Annotated in this window: 17 protein-coding genes; 9 read left to right on the top strand and 8 right to left on the bottom strand. The window is 58.2% G+C overall.

Features of this window, described 5'->3' with window-relative positions; translation table 11 throughout:
- The first annotated feature begins 36 nt into the window (after window positions 1-36).
- Window positions 37-1,338, top strand: coding sequence for an MBL fold metallo-hydrolase (locus tag ACZ5Z2_RS08600; protein WP_464761537.1), 1,302 nt, complete (start codon window positions 37-39; stop codon window positions 1,336-1,338).
- 835 nt (window positions 1,339-2,173) lie between these two features.
- Here ACZ5Z2_RS08600 and ACZ5Z2_RS08595 read toward each other — a convergent pair.
- The 5 genes from ACZ5Z2_RS08595 to ACZ5Z2_RS08575 all read right to left on the bottom strand — a co-directional run bounded on the left by ACZ5Z2_RS08595 (window position 2,174) and on the right by ACZ5Z2_RS08575 (window position 8,032).
- Window positions 2,174-2,644 carry a hypothetical protein gene (locus tag ACZ5Z2_RS08595; RefSeq protein ID WP_464761536.1) on the bottom strand — a complete coding sequence of 157 codons (471 nt, stop codon included), beginning with the start codon at window positions 2,642-2,644 and terminating at the stop codon, window positions 2,174-2,176.
- Window positions 2,641-5,007 carry a hypothetical protein gene (locus ACZ5Z2_RS08590; protein ID WP_464761534.1) on the bottom strand — a complete coding sequence of 789 codons (2,367 nt, stop codon included), beginning with the start codon at window positions 5,005-5,007 and terminating at the stop codon, window positions 2,641-2,643. The genes ACZ5Z2_RS08595 and ACZ5Z2_RS08590 overlap by 4 nt, the downstream gene beginning before the upstream one ends.
- Complete coding sequence (locus tag ACZ5Z2_RS08585) at window positions 5,000-6,514, bottom strand: tyrosine-type recombinase/integrase (RefSeq protein WP_464761533.1); 1,515 nt, start codon at window positions 6,512-6,514, stop codon at window positions 5,000-5,002. The genes ACZ5Z2_RS08590 and ACZ5Z2_RS08585 overlap by 8 nt, the downstream gene beginning before the upstream one ends.
- A gap of 1 nt (window position 6,515) precedes the next feature.
- Complete coding sequence (locus tag ACZ5Z2_RS08580; protein WP_464761683.1) at window positions 6,516-7,727, bottom strand: tyrosine-type recombinase/integrase; 1,212 nt, start codon at window positions 7,725-7,727, stop codon at window positions 6,516-6,518.
- Between the two features lie 74 nt (window positions 7,728-7,801).
- Complete coding sequence (locus tag ACZ5Z2_RS08575) at window positions 7,802-8,032, bottom strand: hypothetical protein (protein WP_464761532.1); 231 nt, start codon at window positions 8,030-8,032, stop codon at window positions 7,802-7,804.
- Window positions 8,033-8,485: 453 nt separating this feature from the next.
- On the opposite strand from ACZ5Z2_RS08575, the gene ACZ5Z2_RS08570 reads away from it, so the two are divergent.
- Genes ACZ5Z2_RS08570 through ACZ5Z2_RS08560 form a run of 3 tightly spaced genes read left to right on the top strand, consistent with a single transcriptional unit; the run spans window position 8,486 to window position 12,201 of the window.
- On the top strand, window positions 8,486-10,498 hold the full coding sequence (locus ACZ5Z2_RS08570) for an AAA family ATPase (protein ID WP_464761531.1): 2,013 nt from the start codon (window positions 8,486-8,488) through the stop codon (window positions 10,496-10,498).
- A complete protein-coding gene (locus ACZ5Z2_RS08565) occupies window positions 10,488-11,126 on the top strand; it encodes a hypothetical protein (RefSeq protein ID WP_464761530.1) in 639 nt (212 codons plus the stop codon). Before ACZ5Z2_RS08570 ends, ACZ5Z2_RS08565 begins: the two co-directional genes overlap by 11 nt.
- The gene (locus ACZ5Z2_RS08560; RefSeq protein WP_464761529.1) at window positions 11,116-12,201 is read left to right on the top strand and encodes a hypothetical protein; all 1,086 of its coding nucleotides are present in this window, start codon (window positions 11,116-11,118) and stop codon (window positions 12,199-12,201) included. The genes ACZ5Z2_RS08565 and ACZ5Z2_RS08560 overlap by 11 nt, the downstream gene beginning before the upstream one ends.
- On the opposite strand, the gene ACZ5Z2_RS08555 is transcribed toward ACZ5Z2_RS08560, so the two are convergent.
- Window positions 12,188-13,531, bottom strand: coding sequence for a hypothetical protein (locus ACZ5Z2_RS08555; protein ID WP_464761528.1), 1,344 nt, complete (start codon window positions 13,529-13,531; stop codon window positions 12,188-12,190). The genes ACZ5Z2_RS08560 and ACZ5Z2_RS08555 overlap by 14 nt on opposite strands.
- Window positions 13,532-13,597: 66 nt before the next feature.
- On the opposite strand from ACZ5Z2_RS08555, the gene ACZ5Z2_RS08550 reads away from it, so the two are divergent.
- The 4 genes from ACZ5Z2_RS08550 (at window position 13,598) to ACZ5Z2_RS08535 (ending at window position 18,590) form a co-directional block, all read left to right on the top strand.
- On the top strand, window positions 13,598-14,467 hold the full coding sequence (locus tag ACZ5Z2_RS08550) for a tyrosine-type recombinase/integrase (RefSeq protein ID WP_464761527.1): 870 nt from the start codon (window positions 13,598-13,600) through the stop codon (window positions 14,465-14,467).
- 241 nt (window positions 14,468-14,708) lie between these two features.
- The gene (locus ACZ5Z2_RS08545) at window positions 14,709-16,730 is read left to right on the top strand and encodes an AAA family ATPase (RefSeq protein ID WP_464761526.1); all 2,022 of its coding nucleotides are present in this window, start codon (window positions 14,709-14,711) and stop codon (window positions 16,728-16,730) included.
- Entirely contained in the window at window positions 16,723-17,442 is a 720-nt protein-coding gene (locus tag ACZ5Z2_RS08540) for a hypothetical protein (RefSeq protein ID WP_464761525.1), read from the top strand. Before ACZ5Z2_RS08545 ends, ACZ5Z2_RS08540 begins: the two co-directional genes overlap by 8 nt.
- The gene (locus tag ACZ5Z2_RS08535; RefSeq protein WP_464761524.1) at window positions 17,439-18,590 is read left to right on the top strand and encodes a hypothetical protein; all 1,152 of its coding nucleotides are present in this window, start codon (window positions 17,439-17,441) and stop codon (window positions 18,588-18,590) included. The genes ACZ5Z2_RS08540 and ACZ5Z2_RS08535 overlap by 4 nt, the downstream gene beginning before the upstream one ends.
- A 460-nt stretch (window positions 18,591-19,050) precedes the next feature.
- Here the strand turns inward: ACZ5Z2_RS08535 and ACZ5Z2_RS08530 are convergent, their stop codons facing one another.
- Window positions 19,051-19,212, bottom strand: a complete 162-nt coding sequence (locus ACZ5Z2_RS08530; RefSeq protein ID WP_464761523.1) for a hypothetical protein — start codon at window positions 19,210-19,212, stop codon at window positions 19,051-19,053.
- Between the two features lie 229 nt (window positions 19,213-19,441).
- Between ACZ5Z2_RS08530 and ACZ5Z2_RS08525 the strand changes: the two genes are divergently transcribed.
- Window positions 19,442-20,176, top strand: a complete 735-nt coding sequence (locus tag ACZ5Z2_RS08525; RefSeq protein WP_464761522.1) for a hypothetical protein — start codon at window positions 19,442-19,444, stop codon at window positions 20,174-20,176.
- Window positions 20,177-20,218: 42 nt separating this feature from the next.
- Here ACZ5Z2_RS08525 and ACZ5Z2_RS08520 read toward each other — a convergent pair whose 3' ends face one another.
- Window positions 20,219-21,232: a DNA-binding protein gene (locus ACZ5Z2_RS08520; RefSeq protein WP_464761521.1), complete on the bottom strand. Its 1,014-nt coding sequence runs from the start codon at window positions 21,230-21,232 to the stop codon at window positions 20,219-20,221.
- Between the last annotated feature and the right edge of the window lie 104 nt (window positions 21,233-21,336).

Raw genomic sequence — 21,336 nt, 5'->3', positions numbered from 1 at the left:
CGCGACCCAGGCATCAAGCAGGGAGCTTAAAAGCCTATGACTATGCACTATCGGCACTACTTCAGCGCCGCAGGCCACGGGACGTTCTTTTTTGGAAGCCTTAGGAATGATGAGCAAAAATCTTCCGACGCCTTCACTTGGGTCTACGATTGCGGGTCGCTCCGTAAGTCGCATCTGAAGGGCTTGGTTAGCGATTTTCATGACCAGATGCAAGACGAGAATACCCTTGACATGGTTTGCTTGTCTCATTTCGATAGTGATCACGTATCTGGCTTAGATCTATTGCTAGAACACTTCCGCGTTGACACGTTAGTGCTTCCGTACGTTCCCCTAGAAGTGCGTCTCCGCTTAGCGAGTGAGCTCTCCGAGGAAATGCCGGGTGCCGCTGGTCTCGCTACGTATACGCTGGACCCCGTCTTCTATCTGGCCGAACGTGGATTAGGAAATGGCATAGAGCGTCTCGCCTTCATACAAGGGCGCTCACAGGATGGTGCGTCAGAGAGCGGGGTGGATTCACCCTTTCGCGAGGAAGAGGGTGACGAGCAGTCGATAACAAATGGGCCAAGATTGCAGCGCTCGGCGAGTCGCCCACTTAATGCGCAGGATGGCTATGGCTCGGCTGCCAATCGCCAGGTTGAGGTGTATAGCGATGCGGATGCGTGGTGCGTCAATAACATCTACGAATTCGTGTTTTACAGCAAAAGCTGGCCAGATGACTGTTCGCCAAAAAGCGGCACGCCGCTTGCGCAGATAGCCCTGCTTGCTCGTGCAATTATCACTGATTACAAGTTGCTCGGATCTGGTACGCCGGAACCTGGCTGGCTGGCTGCACTTCAAGCGCTTTACGACGAGCATTTTGGCAAGACATATAAGCGGCGCAACGAAATATCGCTGTGTGTTTTTGGTGCGGCGCGCGCAGAGCACGGCATTCTTCCGTGTAAAATTTTCCAACAGAGCTATCCGGCTAATATCGCGCTCGGGCCGACCCAAAAGGATAAGCATGGCATACTGTTGACCGGGGACGCGTACCTCAATCCAACGGAGCTTCAAAACCTGATGGCGCATTTGGGGAAGCGAAGCCATCATATGGGATTGCTGCAAGTGCCGCACCATGGGTCGAGCCATAATTGGTCGCCTGGCAATGCCCTCAAGTGTTCAGCTTCCCACTATGTGATTTGCGCCCCGGGTACTTCCAAGCACCCTGGTGCGCTGGTCAAGAACGATTTGCCGAGCTATGCATTGGCTGACTATGTCACGACCGTGTCGTTCGACTACCACGACAACGAAGAGGTATCCTCGTCGAAGCCTGTGCGTCGAAACTCCTTTCCACATCGCTGAATGTCGCCCGGAGAAAGAAACTAAGGGGGCGTTTTATCAAACCCATGCGGGCATAAGGGGCGCGTGCGGCAATCACCCAGTCCAGGAGTGTGTAGGGAGGACGATTAGTTCGTGTTATCAGGGGTAGGGCAGGGCAGTTCCCGACCCGAGGCGGACACTTGGAATGCTAGATTTCGCAGGCATCCACTCCTCAAAAGCGGGGGGGGGCGTCGTTGCTGCGGTGAGTAGAATCGACGACAGTGAAGTTGACCGTGCCCGGCAAGAGACCAAACAGTGGCAGCACCGCCACGAAGGGAAGTCGCACGTCTCTCTGGGCACGTCGCGGCGCTCGAAACGTCGCTAGCCAAGGCCAGCGCCCGCCCGAAAACGAAGCGCACGTCTCAGTCGGCTGGATTGTCGAAGGTTGCAAAGGCTAAGAAGCTCGCAAAGTGAGCCGGCATCTTGCTGACCACAATGTCGGGCGAAATGTACGCTTTGCAGAAGGCGCACTTTATCAATTAAATCAATGAGTAGCGCGAACTTCTGCGTTTGCTCACGAACCCAAAAGCCTGACTCCAGCCTTGCTGAGAAGCTTCCTAAAATTGACCGAGTAGGTCATTTCCACTGCCGTTGCGATTGGCTCCGTCTCCAATCGGCCGATATATCAATTACTTGAGATGCCTTGGAGCTCGTTGCTCTACGGGCGGACCGTTGCACACCAATTGCCGCTAGGTGTTGCACTCACTTGAGAGCTCCAACGATGGAACAAGACGGGATGCGCACAGAGCCGCGCCCCGAGAAGCGAGGGTGCGATTCCGCCCGGCCAACTCAAACGATGCCTGGCGGAGACTCACATCTACTTAGCAATCGCGGAATCCGATCCCCCTAAGAAATCTACTCGAGCATTTGGAAGAGCGTCCATCTCGTGCAAGGAACGACGGACTTGATCCCATAGCGGAAAGAACTTCACCCAGGCACGCATGCCTCCCACTTCCCCCACGGCCAAAAGCATGGCCTTGTGGGACGCGATCAAAAGGTCTCGCGATTGCTGGAGAGCAAGGCACGATTCCTCCAGTCGCGCGACCTTCCGGCGCAAGTTGGTGACAGACTCTTGGTCGACGTCCTCGGCAAGCTTCCTGATTGCTTGCTGCCGGCGCTGGAACTCTTCCAGAAGGGCGCGCCGTTGCGCATGCCGAGTGATATCCGACGCATTTTTGAACGGCGCAACAGACTCCCGCGTGACTGCTCTTGCCGTTATCGTGACGTTGGAAGAAAGCATCTGCTCAAGGGTGGCTCGTAGTTTGGTTAAGTCATCCACGATGCTCATTGGTCACCATCCCTTCGGGGCTGAGCATCGAGAATAGAGCCTTGCGCCACGGGCTCAACCGACGTGAAGAGATCGCGACCGTCCGGGAATGGCCTGCTGTCTGGCGCGGTATCCAGGACGATCTTAATGTTGCTGACGCGCGTGGCGATAGACTGTAGCTGGTTCTCCCAGCCGACGTTACGATTGGGTTCCGGAACGGCCTTGATACTCGACTCTACGCGAATGGTCATATCAAGAAGTTTCTGGAGGTTTTCTCGCTCCGAGGTCACTTTCGTGCGCGTCAGGTGTCTGCATCCGTTGAAGCACTCCAGGTGTTTAGGGCAGGGGTCGACAACGAAGCTGTTAACGCACAAGCCGTATGGCGTGACGTGTAATCCATCAGCCTCTGCCTCCAAATATTCGAACGCCGCCTGGTCGCCCTTGCTTGTCTGAACCTGTAGAAATTCATCAATAATAGGGCCACTGACTCTCCGGGCCACAATGAGCTTCGCGAGCTCCTTTGTCCGATCTCCGAGCGAGGCCGCCGCCTCCGGGAGGTCAACATGAGTCAAGTCTTCTGCAAGGCTTCGATGATCGTAGGCATGGCTTTGCGTCACGTTTCGACGCCCAAATCGCTTGGTTATGATCGCGTCGGAGACGCCGACTCTAAAGAGTTCCGCATTTTGAAGGTGACGGATCGAATGGGTGACCATCTTCAGTCTACGGGACTCCGGATCTCTGCCGTATCTTGCAAAAAGTCCGTTTTCGCCTCCTGCGAGCATCTTTTGTATGTCTTGCGCAGATGCACGACCCACAAAGGCGTAGCGTTTCACATCAACGATACCTCCATTTCTGCCGTCGACCAATGATCGGATCGGAGTGAGAAAGAGAATGCTTTCGGGGTTGATTGACCCATTCCTAAGCGGGAAGGGCGTTGTATCAGACAACTTGGTTGCCATGAACTTATGGACCGCGGCTTCCACGGCCTTCACGCTGACGAACGACTCAAGCCATGGCGTATTCCCCCTGAACGGTTGATTTCGCGCGTCTACAATTTCGACATCTGTTGCTTTGCAGAACTTAGCCCAGTATTTGCCAATGTTGCTGCTCAGGCCATGGCGATATCGCCGCGACTCTTGCCACTCTCGAATCTCGTCGAGAACATTGCTGTCGTAAGAGGCTCGGTATTTATCGGCAAGATCGTCGGGCAACGCACGCGAGGTGATTTGAATGGCGCCGGAGAGTCGCGTGTACATGTCCCACGCTGGCACGAGGTCGCCTTCGTCGAGCTCGGGGAAAATTCTACCTGTCGTCACCTGGTGTTGCAGACGAACGCGCATGGGCGCCGTAAGTGCTCTCGCCCTTTCTACCGCCTCTTGAGTCATGGCCGCCAGGAGTGCGGGAACGTGTTGAAGTGATTCATAGAGATACACACCGGAAAACTTCTCATCATCCGACTGTTTCTCTGCAAAGTAGCGGAGGGATAGGGATCGACCTATGCCGCCAAACGCTTCTGCGGGGCGCCCCATTGGATCGATGTGCTGGGTCCACAGAAGGCAATCATTTGGGAGAAGAACTGTCTCGCCGATACGCATTCCTGTGGCAATCGCGAGCTTGATCTGCTCAAATCGAAGTGCGTCCGCGAAGGTCTTTGGCCGCTCGGTGTAAATGATTCGCACCAACTCCCAAAAAGCCTTCTCATCAGGAAGCCTATCGGCGGCCTTTCGCTCACTCAGTTCTTTCCGCTGGTTGTCTGTACGGCGATAGCTATTGGCTCTGTTCTCAAGATTCTCCACAGCCGTATGTTGGATGGTCGCCTCTGATGTTGCATACGGTATACAGTAGCGGAGTAGGGGTGAGTGGTTCGCAACATGCCGCACGTCAAGCTGGTTCCTCACAGCCATTTTAAGATTCGACGCTACCTTTCCGGATGCACCGAAACGCATGGCCACGTTATACGCCAATTTTATTAGATCTGGCGTGACATCCATGGGGTCTGTGTCTTGCGAACAAAGCGCCAGGATGCGGAGCGGGCGCAGGACGTTGATCAGCGCGTGCTGCGGTTTATTTTTCTTGACAAGAATCTCGTCAAGGACCACCGACTTGCATAGATCCGCCCATCCCTTCGTCATGGCCGATCGCAACGGTGACTTCGCGTAATCGGGCGGCATGGTCTCTTGGAGCACTGTTAGCTCCGCCTCCGAAAACTCGAAGCCGGTGAGCCATAGAGTGGGAGGTGGAACTTGCCCCGCCAGGACGGTCAGATTCCATCGCTCGCTCTTCGCAACCCTTCCAGTCGCGTTATCGCCGATGTCCCAGGAAAGCCCGTTTGCCGTGGCGAGTCGCTGGCCGGCCTCGACAAACCTAGTCAGGAACTCATTCATTCGCTTCGCCCATGCTTTCAGCGGCATCGTTCGGCATGCCTTGGATGACTTGCATGGCCGCGCGAAGAGTGCGAGTTAACTGGGCCTGTGAACCACCTGACCCAGTCTCATGAGAGGCATTTGCAAACATACTGACTACTGGTCGAAGGCTGTCGACGACATTTTCATGGACGCGGCGATCAGCCACAGGAAGAAAACGCCTGCATGTGTAACAACTAAGAACGGGATTCTTGGCGCATAGGCTTTGCCCGATAGTGCAGCCACCAATTCCAGCGATCGGTATACCGTGTGGTACTGCGCCAATCTGTTGCGACGGCGGAAGAGCGTGAAGCTCCATGCTCGTAATGGTCTTTGTTTTAGCCGCGTCAGCGATCGTCGTGTAAATGGGGGATAGGGACAAGGCTTGATTGACACGCTCGGCCTGCGAAGGAGATGCATCAAAGTAGACGTTCGCCGTTAGCGTGGATGCATGCCCCAGGAATTCACTCAGCGAGATGTGGGACGCACCGGCATCCGCCAATCTCTGGGCGGCCGTGTGCCGAAGATCGGTGGGAGTCCATGGCTCCCCCAGTAATTCAGACGTCAAATCGATGATGACGTGACTGACACTCGCCGGCGACAGGTGGAAGAGACTGTCCGCTGGCGTAGTCGAGTCGGTATGCTCCGATCCTCGCCTCCTTATGAATTCGACAAACAGGGCTGCCCAGTCATGCTTGATGCGGCGAGTCACTCTGCGAAGGGCATCTCTATCCCGAAGCTTGATCAGGGGAATCGACACGTGAACCGCGCCGCTTTCATGAAGCCTCACATCCTGGACCTTGATTCGCGCGATAGAGCCAGGACGCAAGCCGTACTGGTGGGATAGCAGCAGAATACAGGCGTTCCGCAGCTCGAGCTCGCGAATACTAGTGCCGCCGCGATCAATTGCCCCCTTTAGGTCATCAAAGAATTCGATGATGAGGCTTTGTTGATCCAGCGGAACAAAGCATTCGCGATTTCGGACGGTTTTGTAGATGTCCGAGCGCGGTGCCCGTAGTGCGCTTACAAAGTCATGCAGATCCGTAGTCCATTGACCAATAGACAGTTTACACATCGAGTGAATCGCAGATCGAAGTGCGCCGGCGACGCTAGCGGTCTCCACCGGTCGAACGAACTCATTCCAGTATTCGAACCATTCTGTAGCGCTCGATGTGGCAGCTCTTGCGAGGTGGCTTGGCCGAGTGAATAGCAGGTTGGCGTAAGTGACTACGGTGCTCGGGTCGCACCGATCAAACAGGTCGGTCACGATATGCTTAAAAAGCAGTTGGTATCTCGGGGGTAGCCTGAGAAAATTTAGCTTGTGCTTTTTTCCGTCATCGTGCACGTGCCAAATATCGTTCTTAGAAAGATGCGATATAGAACGGACCTTGTCGTGGAAGTCATCGTAGTAGCGAATCAACCGAGGCAGATTGTCTGGTAATTCGAGGGATGGGAAATGCTCAAGTGAAAGGGCTTTGGTGGAGTTCATTTCAATTGACACCATCAAATCGTCGAAGCGAATTTACGAGGCTGTCGTAGCTTTCCTGCCAGTCTTCGGCAGCCGCCGCCTCAAAGTACGCCCTACCATAGTGGCGTGGCATGGGTGATGAGGGTGACCAACCGAAAAAGGCTCGAAGTTTCTCGCAAGCGGTGTCGAGGTTGTCGCCATGGTCGACGTATTTGCTGAGCCGATAGACGGCACAGGTATGCCTCAAGCTGTGAAGGGTTACGCTGTGCGTCCCGCGATCCTGAAGGGCTTTCACGGCGTTGACCGACAAGCTACCAGTCGCGATTTCCATAATGCGCTGAAAGGATCTCAAATTGAGCGGTTTGCCCTTTTGAGAGCCGAATAAAAAGGGATGGATCGCTCGCCTCTTTTTGTATGCGCCGACTAGATCCGAGATGACTGCCAATTCCTCCGAGACCGGAAGTTGCCTCGCTGAGTACCTTGTCTTCAATGAGGGCTTGTCGCGCCTTGGATCCTCATTTGCATAGGGAGATCGACCGACGTTTATCCAGTGGCGCTCGTTGTTGGCTTGCGCATCGAATGACGAACTGATGGCATCAACGGGCAACATCGCGAGCTCGCTTCGGCGGAGGCCCGTATGCAATAGGAGAATGAAGATCAGGTAGTTTCGCCAGCGCTCTCTCTCTGAACGGAAGGGGTTGCGTGCGTGCTTAGGGTCGAAGATTTCGCATAACTCGCTCACCACTAATGAAGGAAGTGCGCGTATTGGAAGAGGTGGCCGCGAAGGGGAGGGTGAAATCTGTCCATAAAGCCGTTGTATGCGTCGCATCCGATTATTGAGGTCTTTTACTTGGGCTTCTGCGCTGGGTCCAAGATAGGTCAGCATGTCAGTTACAAAGCGGCTGGCGGATGTCCATACCAAATTACCCGACACGCCCTTGGCGGACGCCTCATTGCGAACCTTGGTGTGGAAGGCAAATAGAATTTCCTCAATTGCATCAAAGTCCGCTGTCATGAGCATGCGATCGAGGTCATTTCCACCAAGAAGCTCAGCGGCGCGATAAAGACGATCGACGGCGTACAGGTGGCGAATCCTTGTGTTTGGCGCTAGCCCCGCCATAATCACCTCAGACCAAATTGTCGCGCAGTACCGAGGAAGACCGATGGAGTCAATCAGAAGGGCACCCGAGAGCCCCTTCAGAGGCTTATGCCCCGCAACAACTCGAATTCCCATTTTCACGTCTCCAGCCCTTGGTGGGTTTGCGCGTTATGCATTGCTTTTCAGCCCGGCGGCTGTGCGGTTCGTATCTAGCCGAAGCTGCTCGATTGGGCCTGCAGCATTAGCTTTACTAAAAGCTCGCAATCATTTCCGGCAAGGATGTAATCGCGCGGAGTTACGCCAAGTGCTGGCAATATCTCAGTTACCCATTGATCTACCCATGATGCAGCGTCAAAAATCGTTTGATTTCCGCTCTGAGCCACGATCCGGCGAATGGTGGCTATTAGCTTGCTTCGGCATGTGTCGAATGAGTCGATCACGGTCCTTTTCCTCATATGTTGACAACGTTAGATCACCTACAACTTCGAGGCTACCTCTCGCATTTGACTGATGACATGGCGTCGCGAGCGATGAATAGGGGCATGACAATTATCTCGTAACACCACGCCATAGCGCCAAGGGTGGTAATTCCGCGCATGGGGTGGCGATTCCGCGCATGGATCTCCGCCCTCACGACTGCCTGGATTCCGCTCGGCGAGAACTTGCCAACGCGGATGCCGCGAGGGCGGCGGCCACGGAAGCGTGGTGTCCCTCCCTAGGGGCAGCGGGCGGTGAGCAGATTCACTTTCTGGTGATACAGTTCGCTTGGAGCAGAAGAATCTGCTGCAGATTTTGGACAATTGCGCGCTAGTAGGGATGCATTGGGTGAGTGAACAGGGCTTTGAGCCGAAGTCGCCGCCCGTCCGTCACAGCGCCGGATGCAAGGAAACGACATGGCGTACTTCCCCCTGCTGCAGCTGCTGACGACCGAGCGCTACGGCCTGTATCCCGGCGTCGACCGACAAGGCAGATTCGACGTCAAGTTTCGCGACGGGCTGACGTTGATCCTCGGGGCCAATGGGTTAGGCAAGACGACCTTGGTCACCTTGCTGTTCCGAATGCTGACGGGCACGGCCGATATCGACCTACCCGATGGCCGGATCGGATCGGCGGATCTGAAAGTACAAAATCTCGACACCTGGTCGCGAAGGCAGTTTGCACACCGCGTCAACGATGGAGCACGTGATGCGCTGGCGCGACTGTATTTTCAGCTCGGCAGCCGTCAATTCGTCGTCGAGCGCCGACTGACCGATCTAGCGCTCATGACGCTGATCATCGACGGCGAGACCGTGGAGGCGGAGGAAGATGCCTATCGCGACGCAATCAATCAAGCGGCGAATCTTGGATCGTTCGGCGATTGGGTGCTCGTGCTACGCACGCTTGTATTTTTTTTCGAGGATCGGCGGGCCCTAGTCTGGGATCCTGGAGCGCAGCGGCAATTGTTGCGCGCTCTTTTGTTGAGCCCGACCGAAGCCCAGGAATGGACCAAGCGTGAGCGCAGCATCCTGGGGCTAGATTCGCGGATGCGAAACCTGCAGGCGGCGCTTCGACGTGAGGAGAAGGAGCGCGCCAGGACCAACAAGAAGTTTACGGACGCCCCTGGCGTTCGCTCCGCGCTGGCAGCTGCCGAGACCCGGCTCGAGCAGCTCCACGAGCAACACACTCGGCTAGTGCAGCGCTTGGAGATCACTGAAACGGCGCGGCATCGTGCCCGTCTGGATGCTCTGCGTGCGCAGGCCGACCAGGATAAGGCGCTGCGCGAGCTCGAACGCGCCCGGCTGCTGGCGATCGACGCCTACTTGCCCCTCGCGGACGAATCGATTCGATTCATCCTGGCCAGGCTAATGTCTGATGAAACCTGCCTGGTGTGCGGTACGGGCGAGGTCAGCACCAAGCGCCTGGCCCTGGAGGAGGCGCTGGAGCATCGCCGGTGCGTCGTGTGCGACTCCTCGCTACCCCCGCCGGAAGACGTCACGGAGATTACCGACGAGCGTCTGCATGCCTTGAAAGTGAGTTTCGAATCGTTTTCGGTCCAGGCTGTTGAGCAGGCGCGGGCGCGCGATGAGGCCAACAAGGAGCACATCATCACCAATGAGGAGTTGGCGGCCTGTGTTCGCGATCTCGACGAAACCGACGAGAAGGTGCGTGAGCTCATGCTGCAGCTTCCGCCGGACCAGCGCCGCGTAACCGATCAGCAGAAAAAGCTCGACACGGTGGCCGAGATGATCACCGACTTGCGCGCGGAACTGAAGGTTGAGCGCACTGCCTTTGCCGAATTTCTTGGCGCGCACCGCGCGCGGATCGCCCAGTTCGCGGAAGACATCAAGACCAAGTTCGGTGAAGCGGCCCATGGGTTCCTCTTCGAGCAAAGCCAGCTGACGTGGTCGCCTACCCGCATGCAGGTGGGTCAGGCCGGCGCCGACGGTGCGGAGGCCGTCGAGTATCCGGCCTTCGCCGTGGATCTGACGGGCAGCGATTTTGGCGGCCTCAAGCGCCGTGACGATCCAGCCGAGGTGTCCGAGAGCCAGCGGGAGTTTATAGATCTGGCCTTCCGCATGGCGCTGGTCTACGTGGCGTCCCCCGAGAGCGCCGCATCTTTGGTGATCGATGCTCCCGAGTCCTCGCTGGACGCGGTATTCGTAGATCGCGCCGCGATGGTGCTGGGGCGGTTTGCACAAAGCGATAATGACATGGCCAACCGCTTGGTGGTGACGTCCAACCTTGGCGCCGGCCAGTTGGTACCCAAACTCCTGCATGAGATCGCCCCGCGGACCGATCTCATGGCCCCTGTTGTCGACTTGTTTCACGCCGGCGTTCCGACCCGTGCCATGGTGGAGTGGCACGATCAGTATGAGGCGCTTTGGGACAAGCTGCGTGATGACATGGACGCGCGCAATGGAAAATGAGTTCGTCTCGCGACAGCAAGCCGTGCGTGTGCTCGTGCTGTTAGACGCATTGGCGCGGGTGGGTCTAGTGCCCACGGAAGTTCGCGCCCTGCACGAGTTGGCGTACCTTGCAAACGTACTCTCGCCGGTATTCGACTTGGCGCCATTCGACGCCAAACTGCTCAAGCGGTCGTCCGGTCCTTACTATCCGGAATTGCAGCTTGCCATCGATCACTTGGTGGGGCGGGCGCTGGTGGACGCTCTCAACGTGAGATATCGCTATATCGAGGAAGACAAGCGCTATCGCATTGTGGCCTCGTATCGCCTTCGTCGTTCCGGAGTGCAGAACGCCCTGGAGCGACACGCCGAGGTGTTCCCCGAAGAAGCCTTGTTCTTGCGCGAACTCGCCTCCGCGTACAGTGGGCTCAGCGACGAGCAGCTTGGCCGCGCGGCACTCCAAGATGCCCGGTATGCCGATCGATCCGTCGATATCGGCAATGTCATCGACTTCGGCGAATACGCTAGCCCATCCAAAAACTTCTCCCGTAATGCTGCCTTGGCTTTCGCGCCTGGACGGCGGTTAGAACCCGCTGAGCGGCTCTATCTTTATCTGGATCATCTTAGTGCGCGGGTGTCGCATGTCGGATAAGCCTTTGACCGATGCCGGTGCGTGGACGACCGAGCTCGATCAGCTCACCTCGGCTTGGCTCTCGGGACAGGGAAGTGACACGGACTTGCCCGAGGCAGTGCGCTTCCTGGTCGCCGTTCGCCGACTGACGCTGGCCCGCGAACGCGAACCCGACTGCGAATTCGATCGAGCGGCGGCCATGATCCTCGTACCTCCGACGTTCTTTGAGTCGCCTCCGTCCGGCACGCGGCGGTGCCCGTTGCTCAACAATGGCAACTACTGTCTGACCGGGCAGCTGCATTTCCTCAATGTCGCTGCGGCCGGGCGGTCACTAGATTACGACGGCGACGAGGGGGCGTTGTTCGACGCCCTGGAACAAGCAAACGTGGACACGCTGCCGACTGTGGTCTATGCACCCAAGCCTGGCAGCCATTCGAAGCTGAGCTGGTACCCGAATGGAATTAGCGATGAGACCAACGTCGTGGTCATTCCTGTTGCTGTCGAGGAACCGACCATCGAGCTGATCACGCACGCTATCGAGGGCGTGTACCGCGGCGATCTGATCACCCCGGACCGGGTCCCCGCGCACGACAGTCTGTGGAAGCAAGCGAGCAAGGGCTGGGCATCCGATACCGCTGAGGCACAGGTCCAACGCAACATCAAGCTCGGTCTGCACGGTCGCTTCCCGACTTGCCGCATCGTGGCCGAGCAGCCGGGGCCGGACGGGCGCACCGATATTGAAATCGTCGGCGATTTCGGCGTCGCGCCGGGTGCGGTCACTAACTTCGCTGTGTTGGAGCTGAAGGTCCTTCGCGAAAAAGGCTCAACCGGCGCCACATATTCGGCCAACGACATCGCACGCCACATCGACGATGGCGTGAACCAGGCCTACACCTATGGCGCCGATCGCAACTTCCGGGAGCGGATGTTGTGCTGTTTCGACATGCGCAGAACCAACGCCGGCGCCAACGCCGTTTTTGCCCCCATCAAGAGCAAGGCGAATGATCTCGGCATCGCGTTGCGCTTCTGGTTCTTGTACCGCTCATCTGAGCACTACCGTGAATGCAAGGTGGCCGCTCTACTCACGGGCGGCTGAACACCACCAGATCCTCGCTGAGCATGTGGCGGCCGCTCTGTTGCGGCGACACGCGCATCGAACGGAAGGGTGTCATGCGCTCGACCTTGAGCCCCACCGACGGCGCGAGATCGGCCAGGATCCTGGCAACTTGCACGTGGATGCCGGCGTACTGACTGTCGCCCACGACAAACCAAGCCTGTCCCTTGGATGGTAGCGATAGCGCACAGGTACGCATCAGTCCCTGCAGGTCGGCGAAATAGGCACCTACCATGGCCGGGATACGTGGGTCCCACAGGGAGTCCCTGGCCCGACGCAGCTCCCGCATTGTCCTATCCAGCCGCGGACACCGAGGCGGTGACGCGAACTCGCGCGACACCTGCACATGGGAGCTCAAAGTCGCCCGACGCAGGTCACGGTTTTCGTCGGAGGATGTCAGGTAGCCCAGCATCCACAACTCGACATTGTAGACGTCGGTGTAATCGAACGAATTTGGATAAGGCGGGGAGCACGTCAGCTGGTCGAAATTGCCGATCGTTTTGAGCAGCTTTCGACTGTCCCCGTGCAGCACCTGGTTTACCCGCACAGGGCGGGAGGCACAAGCCCCGATCTCCACGATCGCAGCGGCGACGGCGTCAGTGAAGGTGGGCAGCACGCAAGCCGGATCGACGCGGCGCTCCTCCCAGTTAACGCGATAGCGGCGCCCCTTGCCGCTTACCACCGCATTGCTGAAGCCAACCATGAGGCCGCCCAGCAACACGCGGAACAGACGCACCACTTCCGGGTTGGGCTCGTCCTCGATCGCTTCCCGCAAACGCGCGATCTGGATCACCACTGGTAGATCGAACAGCCAGCGATCTTTGACGCCGGGCTCCACGAACGTGGCGGGCAGGGACCGAATCAGTGCAGCTCCTCGCGAGCGCGACGCGGTCGTTTTGCGAGCCACACGCGTCAGCGCAGTGAGCAACTCAGGGACATGATAGCTCGCCAGCTTGGCAGCGATCAGATCGGCTAGGAAGGGATTGACCTCGATAGTCACCGGCTGGATGCCCAGGAACTGGCAGGTGAGGGCACTCGTACCCGAACCTCCGAAAGGATCCGCCAGGCGCCGAACCGGTATCGGAGATGCCTGAACAGCCTGCTCGATAAGTTCAGGGGAGAAGGCTTCCTTGAAGCGATGCCAGCGCTGAAAGGGGAGCTCGTCGGCGCCGGCGTTGGTCGACATCGTGGACGTCTGTCGTCCGCCGATCCAGGCCTCAAATGATGCGCCGCCGGCATGGGTCAGCATCTTGCGCGATGCAACACGACGATAGCCGGTTTGCGCTGGGCTCTCTGCTACTAACGTCGACATCGATGGCTCCCTAGGCTGCAGCTGAAGGGATAGTACTCCAGCCTCGATTGTGCGATTATTTTCATAATGATACAAAAAGTGCAAGCGCTAAGCGAGCTCGCAGACGCCTGGTTGAAGACATCGCCGCGCGGTACGCATACCGTGCGCGCCTACCTGACCGAGCTAGATCGGCTGGACCGATTTCTCCGCAAGCTTGGCCGCGAATGGGATGGGTTGGATCCGCACTTGCTGGAGCGCTTCTGGCGGGAGTTGACCCGCGGTGCGTGGCACGAAACCCAGCCTCGGCCCTCCGCCAGCTCACTCAATCAGTCGCGACGAATCATTTCCGCTTTTCTGCGTTGGATGGTCGGGCAAGGCCTAGCATCGGTTTCAGTACTGCCTGCCATGACCGGCTGGCACGTGCCTATGGAGGGATCAAGGACCAAAGTGGCGATCTCCCCGCGCAGACGCTCGCTGCCGGCGTCGCGTCTGCTCAACGTGTCCGACCTGAACGCGGCTGCAGCGGCCATGTGCTACTGGGTGGGCGCGACGCCTAATGAGCTATCAGCCCTGGCGACCGCTGACCTCGATCTGCCACGCGCCACGATCACGCTCACACAGCGAGGGCGCAGTCGCACGGTCGCGATCCCAAACCCCTTAGCCAAATCCCTGCAGCCGCTTCTCGCCGAGGCAGGGCCTTGGGTATTTCGTGCCGGCCCGGAGCCGCCCTCCGCCGCAGCCATGGGGCAGCGAGTCGCACGCTGGCTGGGCCGTCATGGAGGCGGAACCCTCGGCAGTGCACGAGCGCTGCGGGCGCAGTTTCAGCGACATGCCCAAGCGGTCGGCTGGAGCAATGATGATATTCGGGCGCAGTTGCGGCGGCCGACATTGCCCCTGCCGTTGGCGCCAACACCATCGCATCGACAACTTGCTGTGCTGGTGCGGAGAGGCCCTTGATCCTTGTCCCATGCCTCATGCGGATCACCCGGCGGAACCGGTGCGGACATTTTGGCGACCGAGAGATGTCGGAAGGATCACGCCCACGGCCAGAAAGAGGGGTGGGGCTGGCCGCAAAGCGTAGCGATGTACATCAAGACAGGTGTCGCCGGTCGCTTGGCACGGCACACTATGCCTTGGAGCCATCTTGGGTTTTCATTCTTCAAGAAACGTAGGAAGATCGACCGTGGGGGAACCACCGATGAGAACGTCCGTGCATTTGCCGGTCATACGCCGACTGCGTGTGATCAACTTTCCGCTATATCCCGGGCCAACCAATCAGGGCATTGACCTTGAGTTCGACGATGGCGTCACAGTCATCGCCGGCATCAACGGCATCGGCAAGACCACGCTCCTCAATCTGCTGATGCGGATGCTCCTGGGAGCCAGTAGCCCGTCGAAAACGGCCACTCGCGATCTGGGCAGAGTCAGCAAACGTACACTCGTGCAGGCACGGACGTTTCCATATTTCAGCGATCGCGCCGCCGATGAGCTGGGCGATAACGCTGTGGCCACCTTGACGTTCGAGATTGCCGGTAAGACTGTGGTGGTCACCCGGTCGCTGAATAATCTCCAGATCCGCAGGCTCACAATTGCCAAGAAGAGCATTGATGACCTGACAAATGCGGGCTTCCTCGCTCAACTGGCGGAACTGGCGGGGGCCGCTTCAGCCTATGACTTCCACATCCTCGTGCGTTATGTGCAGTTCTTCACCGAAGAGCGCCAGCCGTTACTTTGGTCATCCAGCTCACAGTTCGAACTGTTCAAGATGCTGTTTGTCGACTATCGGCTCTCCGCAAAGTTGAACAAGCTCTTCGCCGATATTCAGGCCATCGATTCCGAATACCGTAATCGGACCTTCCAATACAATAATCGAAAGGATGAGCTGGAAAAGTCACTGACCAGCGCAGGTACTGGAGCATACTCGCCTACAGCGGAAGACCTTCTACAGGCGAAGGAAGCTGAAGAGCACGCCGATCAGGAATGGAAGCACGCGCTGGCGTTCAATCAAAGGATTGCTTCCAAACGTAAGCAACTGGAAGAGCAGCTTGACGAAGCGCAGCTTGCGTTGGACGCGGAGCTGCATGCCTTCTCCCATGCCGATGCGATATACATTTCCCAGGCCTTACCGACGCTGGATGAGAAGCTACAGTTCCTCATGCAGGGCTTGGGATCGAATTTGGGTTGCTTTGTCTGTGGGAAGCGGGGAAAGAAGGAGCTTCACGCCATAGGCAAGAAACTTCGAAACAACCATTGCTTCGTCTGCGATGCACATGTCGCAGCTGAGCCCTCCAATGTGATCCCAATTGCCGCTTCGACCATCCGAAAGATGGAGCGCAAGATCGAAGCGCTGCGCGCAACCATTGCCAAGCACCAGGATGCCCTGGGCGCGCTGGATAAAGAAATAGAGCCGGGAATCGCCCGCCTGCGCACGGCCACGGTAGCGAAAAGCGCGACCGCCAGGCATCTCGAATTGCTTCAAGCTCAAGTCGCAACCGAACTTCCGCAGGATCTGGCCGCACAGCTGGCACTCGAAAAAACTGAATTGGATACGCTCGACGAGAGGCGAAAGGATCTGACTGATGAGTACAAAGCAGGCGTGGTCCGAGCCACAAAGGCCATGGATGACTTCCAGGCAGCCATCGGCCAGAAGTTGACGCACTACGCTGAAGCTTTCCTCCACGAAAAGGTGAAGGTAAGTTTTACCCGAAACAGCCCGTTCAAGCTTGCCACCGGTGCAGGGAGCGTCAACATACCTACGTTTCGCATTGCGATGACCTCTAGCACGCATGCCGCGGTGCGCGAACGCGGCAGTGCTACCAGCGTTTCGGAATCGCAAAAAGAATTTCTGGACTTGGCGTTCCGCATGACGCTGCTGGATATTCTTGCCGGCGACGGAGCAACCATGTTGGTTATGGAAACTCCGGAGGCGAGTCTGGATAGCTGGTTCATGAAGAGGGCGGCGGATTTGATCCGAAAATTCGCACCGACCAAGCAGGGGCACGGACGCATGCTGCTGGCGACCTCTAACGTCAATGGAACGACGATGATCCCTGCACTACTTGGCCTCTTCGATACCAAGGGTAATCGGCGAGTCCTGCCCCCGACAGAGCAGCATCGCCTCATCAATCTCATGAAGATCGCCGCCGAACCCGGCGTGCTGGAGATGGACGAGGCGAAGGGCAGTCTGGCGGCCGAGTTGGAGGCGTACGTCCATGGCTAGTCGCAAGCAGGTAATCGTTGCCGACCACGAGCGACTTCAGTTCACTCGCTGGGTGCTGTTCGTGCTTGTGGCCAATGAAGCTGCCGGCCTTCCGTCCGTCAGTCGCCATAGGCTGCACGCGCTACTGTTCATGTCGTTTGCATCGTCGAGCTACTATGGCATCGCGCCGTTGCGTCAACGCGCCCGCCGGACCGAGCATGGCCCCTACTACCGCTGGGCGCATGTCGCCCTTGGGGGGCTGGTTCTGAGCGGCTTGGTGAGCCTGCGTGATTTTCAAGCACATCCCAAGCCACGCGACCTACAGTTCGAGGGCGTATTCCAGCCCACCTTGGCAGGCCTGAAGGTAGCGCGAGTGCTGCGCAAGACCGGCTCGGGGAAGGCCCTGTATCAGTTCATACTCGACCTCTGCCTTGCGTCGGCTAGGATTGTAGAGGACGAATCTGTTACACAAATCCGCAAGGTGCCGGACACGCAGCTGCAGGCCAAGGTTCTCGACCAGGTGCTGGAGGAAGATCTGACCTACCAGCAGGTTGTCCACTGCCATAGCGACACCCTCGACCACCAGCCTGTAATTGAGGAGGCCACGCCCACCGTCACCGGGCTGACGGCCATTGATTCGCACCTTGAGCGGGCAGGGCGTTTGAATCGGAAGGACATCCTGGCAGCCTATCAATCGGTGTTGCTGCGACGTGCAAGGCGGTCAGCCGCATGAGCACCGGCCCCCTGTCCAAGGCTGAGCTGAATTCGGTCAAAGACACAACCCCAGCACCATCTGGTGAGCCGTGGGAGCGGTTCATTGAAACGTGCCTGGACTGGGCCAACGACTGGATGCAAGCCAACGAGGTCGCGTTGTCGAACTCCGCGATTCCCGCGACCCAAGGGATCATCTTCGTGTTTTGTGAGTCGCCCGAGCTGGAGCGCACATCGCTCGAAAGGCTCGGAACAGGGCAGGATCCGGTGTTCAGAAGGAGCGTCGCGCAGGATACCCAAGGCGTGATTCTGTGCAATGAGAATTTCCACCAAATGATCCGCATTAGTCCGAGGTTTGCCTCCATTGATGAGGCATTTGCAATCGCGTCGAAGAAGCTGTCATCGCAGCGCACGTTCGTCGTGATCAGCCTCGCGCAACGGCGCATGTTCGTCCACCGCAGGGGTGAGGACATCGCAACGTGGAGCAGTTCCTTGGCGCATGTCGATTTGCGCTTCCTCGATGCGCCGCTATCCGCCCAGCGGATCGAGGATGATATCCGGAACTATCATCATGCCAACCTCGAGCATCCCAGCAGCAGCATCGCGCAGTCGGTATGGAAGGGCAAAGCCTACCCATATGAGTTGCATCCCGGTCCGGAACAGCGGATCCAAGGCTATTTGCTGACGGAGTTGCGTGCGGGCTATAGACACTTGCGTGCATTGGTCGACGAGGAGCATCGCGGAAGGGCAGGTCGATGTGATCTGAAGGTCACCTGGCCGGCAACGAAAGGACCGCATCCATACGTGACCACCATGCTTGAACTCAAGGTACTGATCCAGGCCGAAGGCCCTAAGAAGCACCGTGACTGGATGACCTCGGGCATTACGCAAGCCGATTCGTATCGGCAGATCGATACCGAAGCCGTTTACGCCTGCATCTTCGATGCGCGAAAGGATAAGTCCGATCAGATGGTCGATCTGGATGCCGTAGCTTCGGCAAAGAACGTACGTCTGCGGCGATATGCGATGCATGCGCCACTGCCGACCGCAGGCGCGACCTTGCCTAAGCCCGTAGTAGCTAAAGCGGCTGCGTCGCCGGCAGCAAAAAAGGTGGTCAAGAAGCGCGCGAAGAAGTCATCGGCATCCGGCCGTAAGAAGTCAGCTTCTTGAATCCTCTCCCAGCGTTAATCTTCAACTCGCTTACGTCTGCTACGACCTGGATGGCTACCCTAAAAACGCAACACTCTTGGAACTTCCGACTTTTGACATAATATACATTATGCGAAATGTCGCCATTGCCCTTATCGAGGGTCGGCAGGGATTCATCCAAAAACCGGCAATTACGCTCGTAACCCCTCTTCGCAGCTTGATTTCTTCTCAACCCGCCCCTTGATCCGCTCTATGGCTCAGCCCAGGGTGCCTTCGAGCCGGGCGAGGACGTGCGCGGCGACGGTATAGCGGCCCGTGCGCTTGGCAGTATCGGTGGCGGCCAATTCCTTGGCCACGAAGTCGCGTTACCGCCGGCGACGGGCGACCTGGATACACACCGAAGTCTCGATATCCGCAGCCCGCAGCAGTGCGGGATCCCACTGCCCCAAGGGCAAATGCATGGGAGGCATAGGTTCTCTCCTCATTCGTAGTCCAGGTCGGCGGGATCGACGCTGTGGTAGACGTCGGCCGCGCCGTCAAGAAACATGATGCGGATGTTGGCTGCGCCGCTATCGGGATGGACCACGCTGAGCACTTCGGCCGGCGCCAGCCACCGGTCCGTGCCGTATTTGGTCTTGTTCACGATTTGAACCCGCATCCCGGGCCGGACCTCATCGCGCTCCATCTACCCTCCTCGATCTCATCACGCTGGACCCTTGAGGCCTCTGGTAGCTGGTTATATGCTGATGCGGCAGCCACGTCACGCTGAACCTGCTGCCGGGTTAAACGACGCGCTTTTCGCTCTTCATGGACCGGATCTACTTCCTTCGGTCGATGCGTAATCGGCAGACATCGATCTGGAGCAAGTAGCCATGCGTCCATTCTTTGTTACGTCCGCTTCCGTTCGTCATCTCAAGGGCCTGCTGGCTCGGCCAGGCAGCAGCCTAGCTACCGTACCTTCTTCTCATCTCAGCGAGGCACTGGCGGCCGGCTTGGGCTGCAGGACATACGCCGCGTTGCGCGCGCGGCTTGCGGCGAGCCCTGTCGCGGAGGTCATTTTGCCCGATACCGCGGCATGCAAGCGGCGGCTGGCGGAGCTCGGGCACACCCACGCGGCCGCGCGCTGGCCGGGCTTTCCGGACATGCTCGCCCGACGCGGTTATCCCATTCCCACGTACAAGGGCACGCGGGTCAGAGCGTGGCGCAACATGATGATCGCAGGCATCAACGTGGCGCTGGCCCAACGACTGGTCGGCTACGGCCCTGAGGATAATTGGTGGCGCGATCGCGCCGATCCCGCAGGCCAGTTCGACTTCGACTTTCTGGGTGATATCCCGGCACTGGGTTGCCTTAGCGACGCGGGTTTTGGCGAGCTGCGGGTCAGCGTCTTGCTCTACCCGAAGAAGGACGTACGCATGACCGACACGGGAAGCGGCTTTCGTGATGGCAGTGCGTTCGCGTCCGGGTGGTTGGAAAGGAACCTAGGCGTCTGGCTACAGACAGGGAACCGGCCTATGTTGGAGTGCCGTCAGCACCTGCTTAAGCCCGTGGCGGATGCCGTGATCACTCCCAAGGGCTTTGGTGACCGTGGTCGCTTCATGATGTAGCCGCAACCTAAGCGATCGGCCAACCGGCGGCTGGCCGATCGCTTAGTCGGGCTCGGCTGATGCCTTGGCCGGCTCCTTGGATTTGAGCTGACCGAGAAATTCCTCGATGGCTGTCAGGCGCGCCTCACGCCGCCGCTGGTCTTCGATGTCTGCCAAACGCGCCTGCCGCTCGGCGGCCAGCTCAACGACATGGCGTTCGACGTCGGCGCGAAGCTGGTCGCGTTCGGCGGTGACTTGGACGCATTGCTGCGCCAGGGTTTCCGCCTCCTTTTTCAGCCGCGGCACGTCCTTGGCCGTCCGTGCCGCCTGCTCGTACTCGCTGCGCACGGTCCGCAATGCGCTTTCGCCTTGACCATGGAGCTCGATGAGGCGTGCATTGTCACGATTGAGCTGCATGACCTCATGATTCTTGGTCATGATCAACTCATTGGCTTGGCGAAGCTCGACTTGCAAGGTCTGTACCTGATGGTCGTGACGCCGCGCTTCGGCCTCTCGCTGCTCCTTGGCCGACTGCCGGAAATGCTCCAGCGCCTGCCGCGCTTGGCTGTGCTTGTTCTCCAGCGACTGGGCATGGGCGACCTGTTCGGCCAGACGCGCCTCCAGGCCTGTGGCACGCTCTTCCAAGGCGCTGATCGCGATGGCGCGTTCGTGCAGTTGCCCTCGAGTTTCCTCGTGAGCGCGCATTTCCTCCTGCAGGGCGGTCTCCGTCCGCTGCAAGCGATCGCTCAACGCTCGACCTTCACGTTCCTGGTTCGCCAGCGCCTCGGCCAACTTGCGCGTGGCGGCCTCACACTGGGCTTTCATGTCGGTGATGCGGGCGTCGGCCTCCTCGGCAAGCCGCGCGGACAGCTGCGCGACCAAGTTTCGGAGCGCATCGCTGATCACCACCTTCGAGGTTGGCGCGGTTGTGGACTCTGCTTCCAGTTCCTTGAGGTAGCGATGGATGGTGCTTTTCGAGCCGGTGTTGCCAAGGGCGACGCGGACGGCGTCCACCGATGGGTGCTTGCCTTGCGCGATCAGGCTGTCGCGCGCCTTCTGGACCTCGGTCTTGTACAAGCCAGCCCGTGCCATCACCACTCTCCCCATGTTTAACGTAACGTATTACATACCATGTAATTATGTAATGTACAACGGCGAATATTCAGCTTGGATAGATTAAA

The organism is Rhodanobacter sp. G1 (assembly GCF_055397855.1).
The sequence above is the reverse complement of the archived record's forward strand: the minus strand, read 5'-3'. Positions and strand labels throughout refer to the sequence as shown.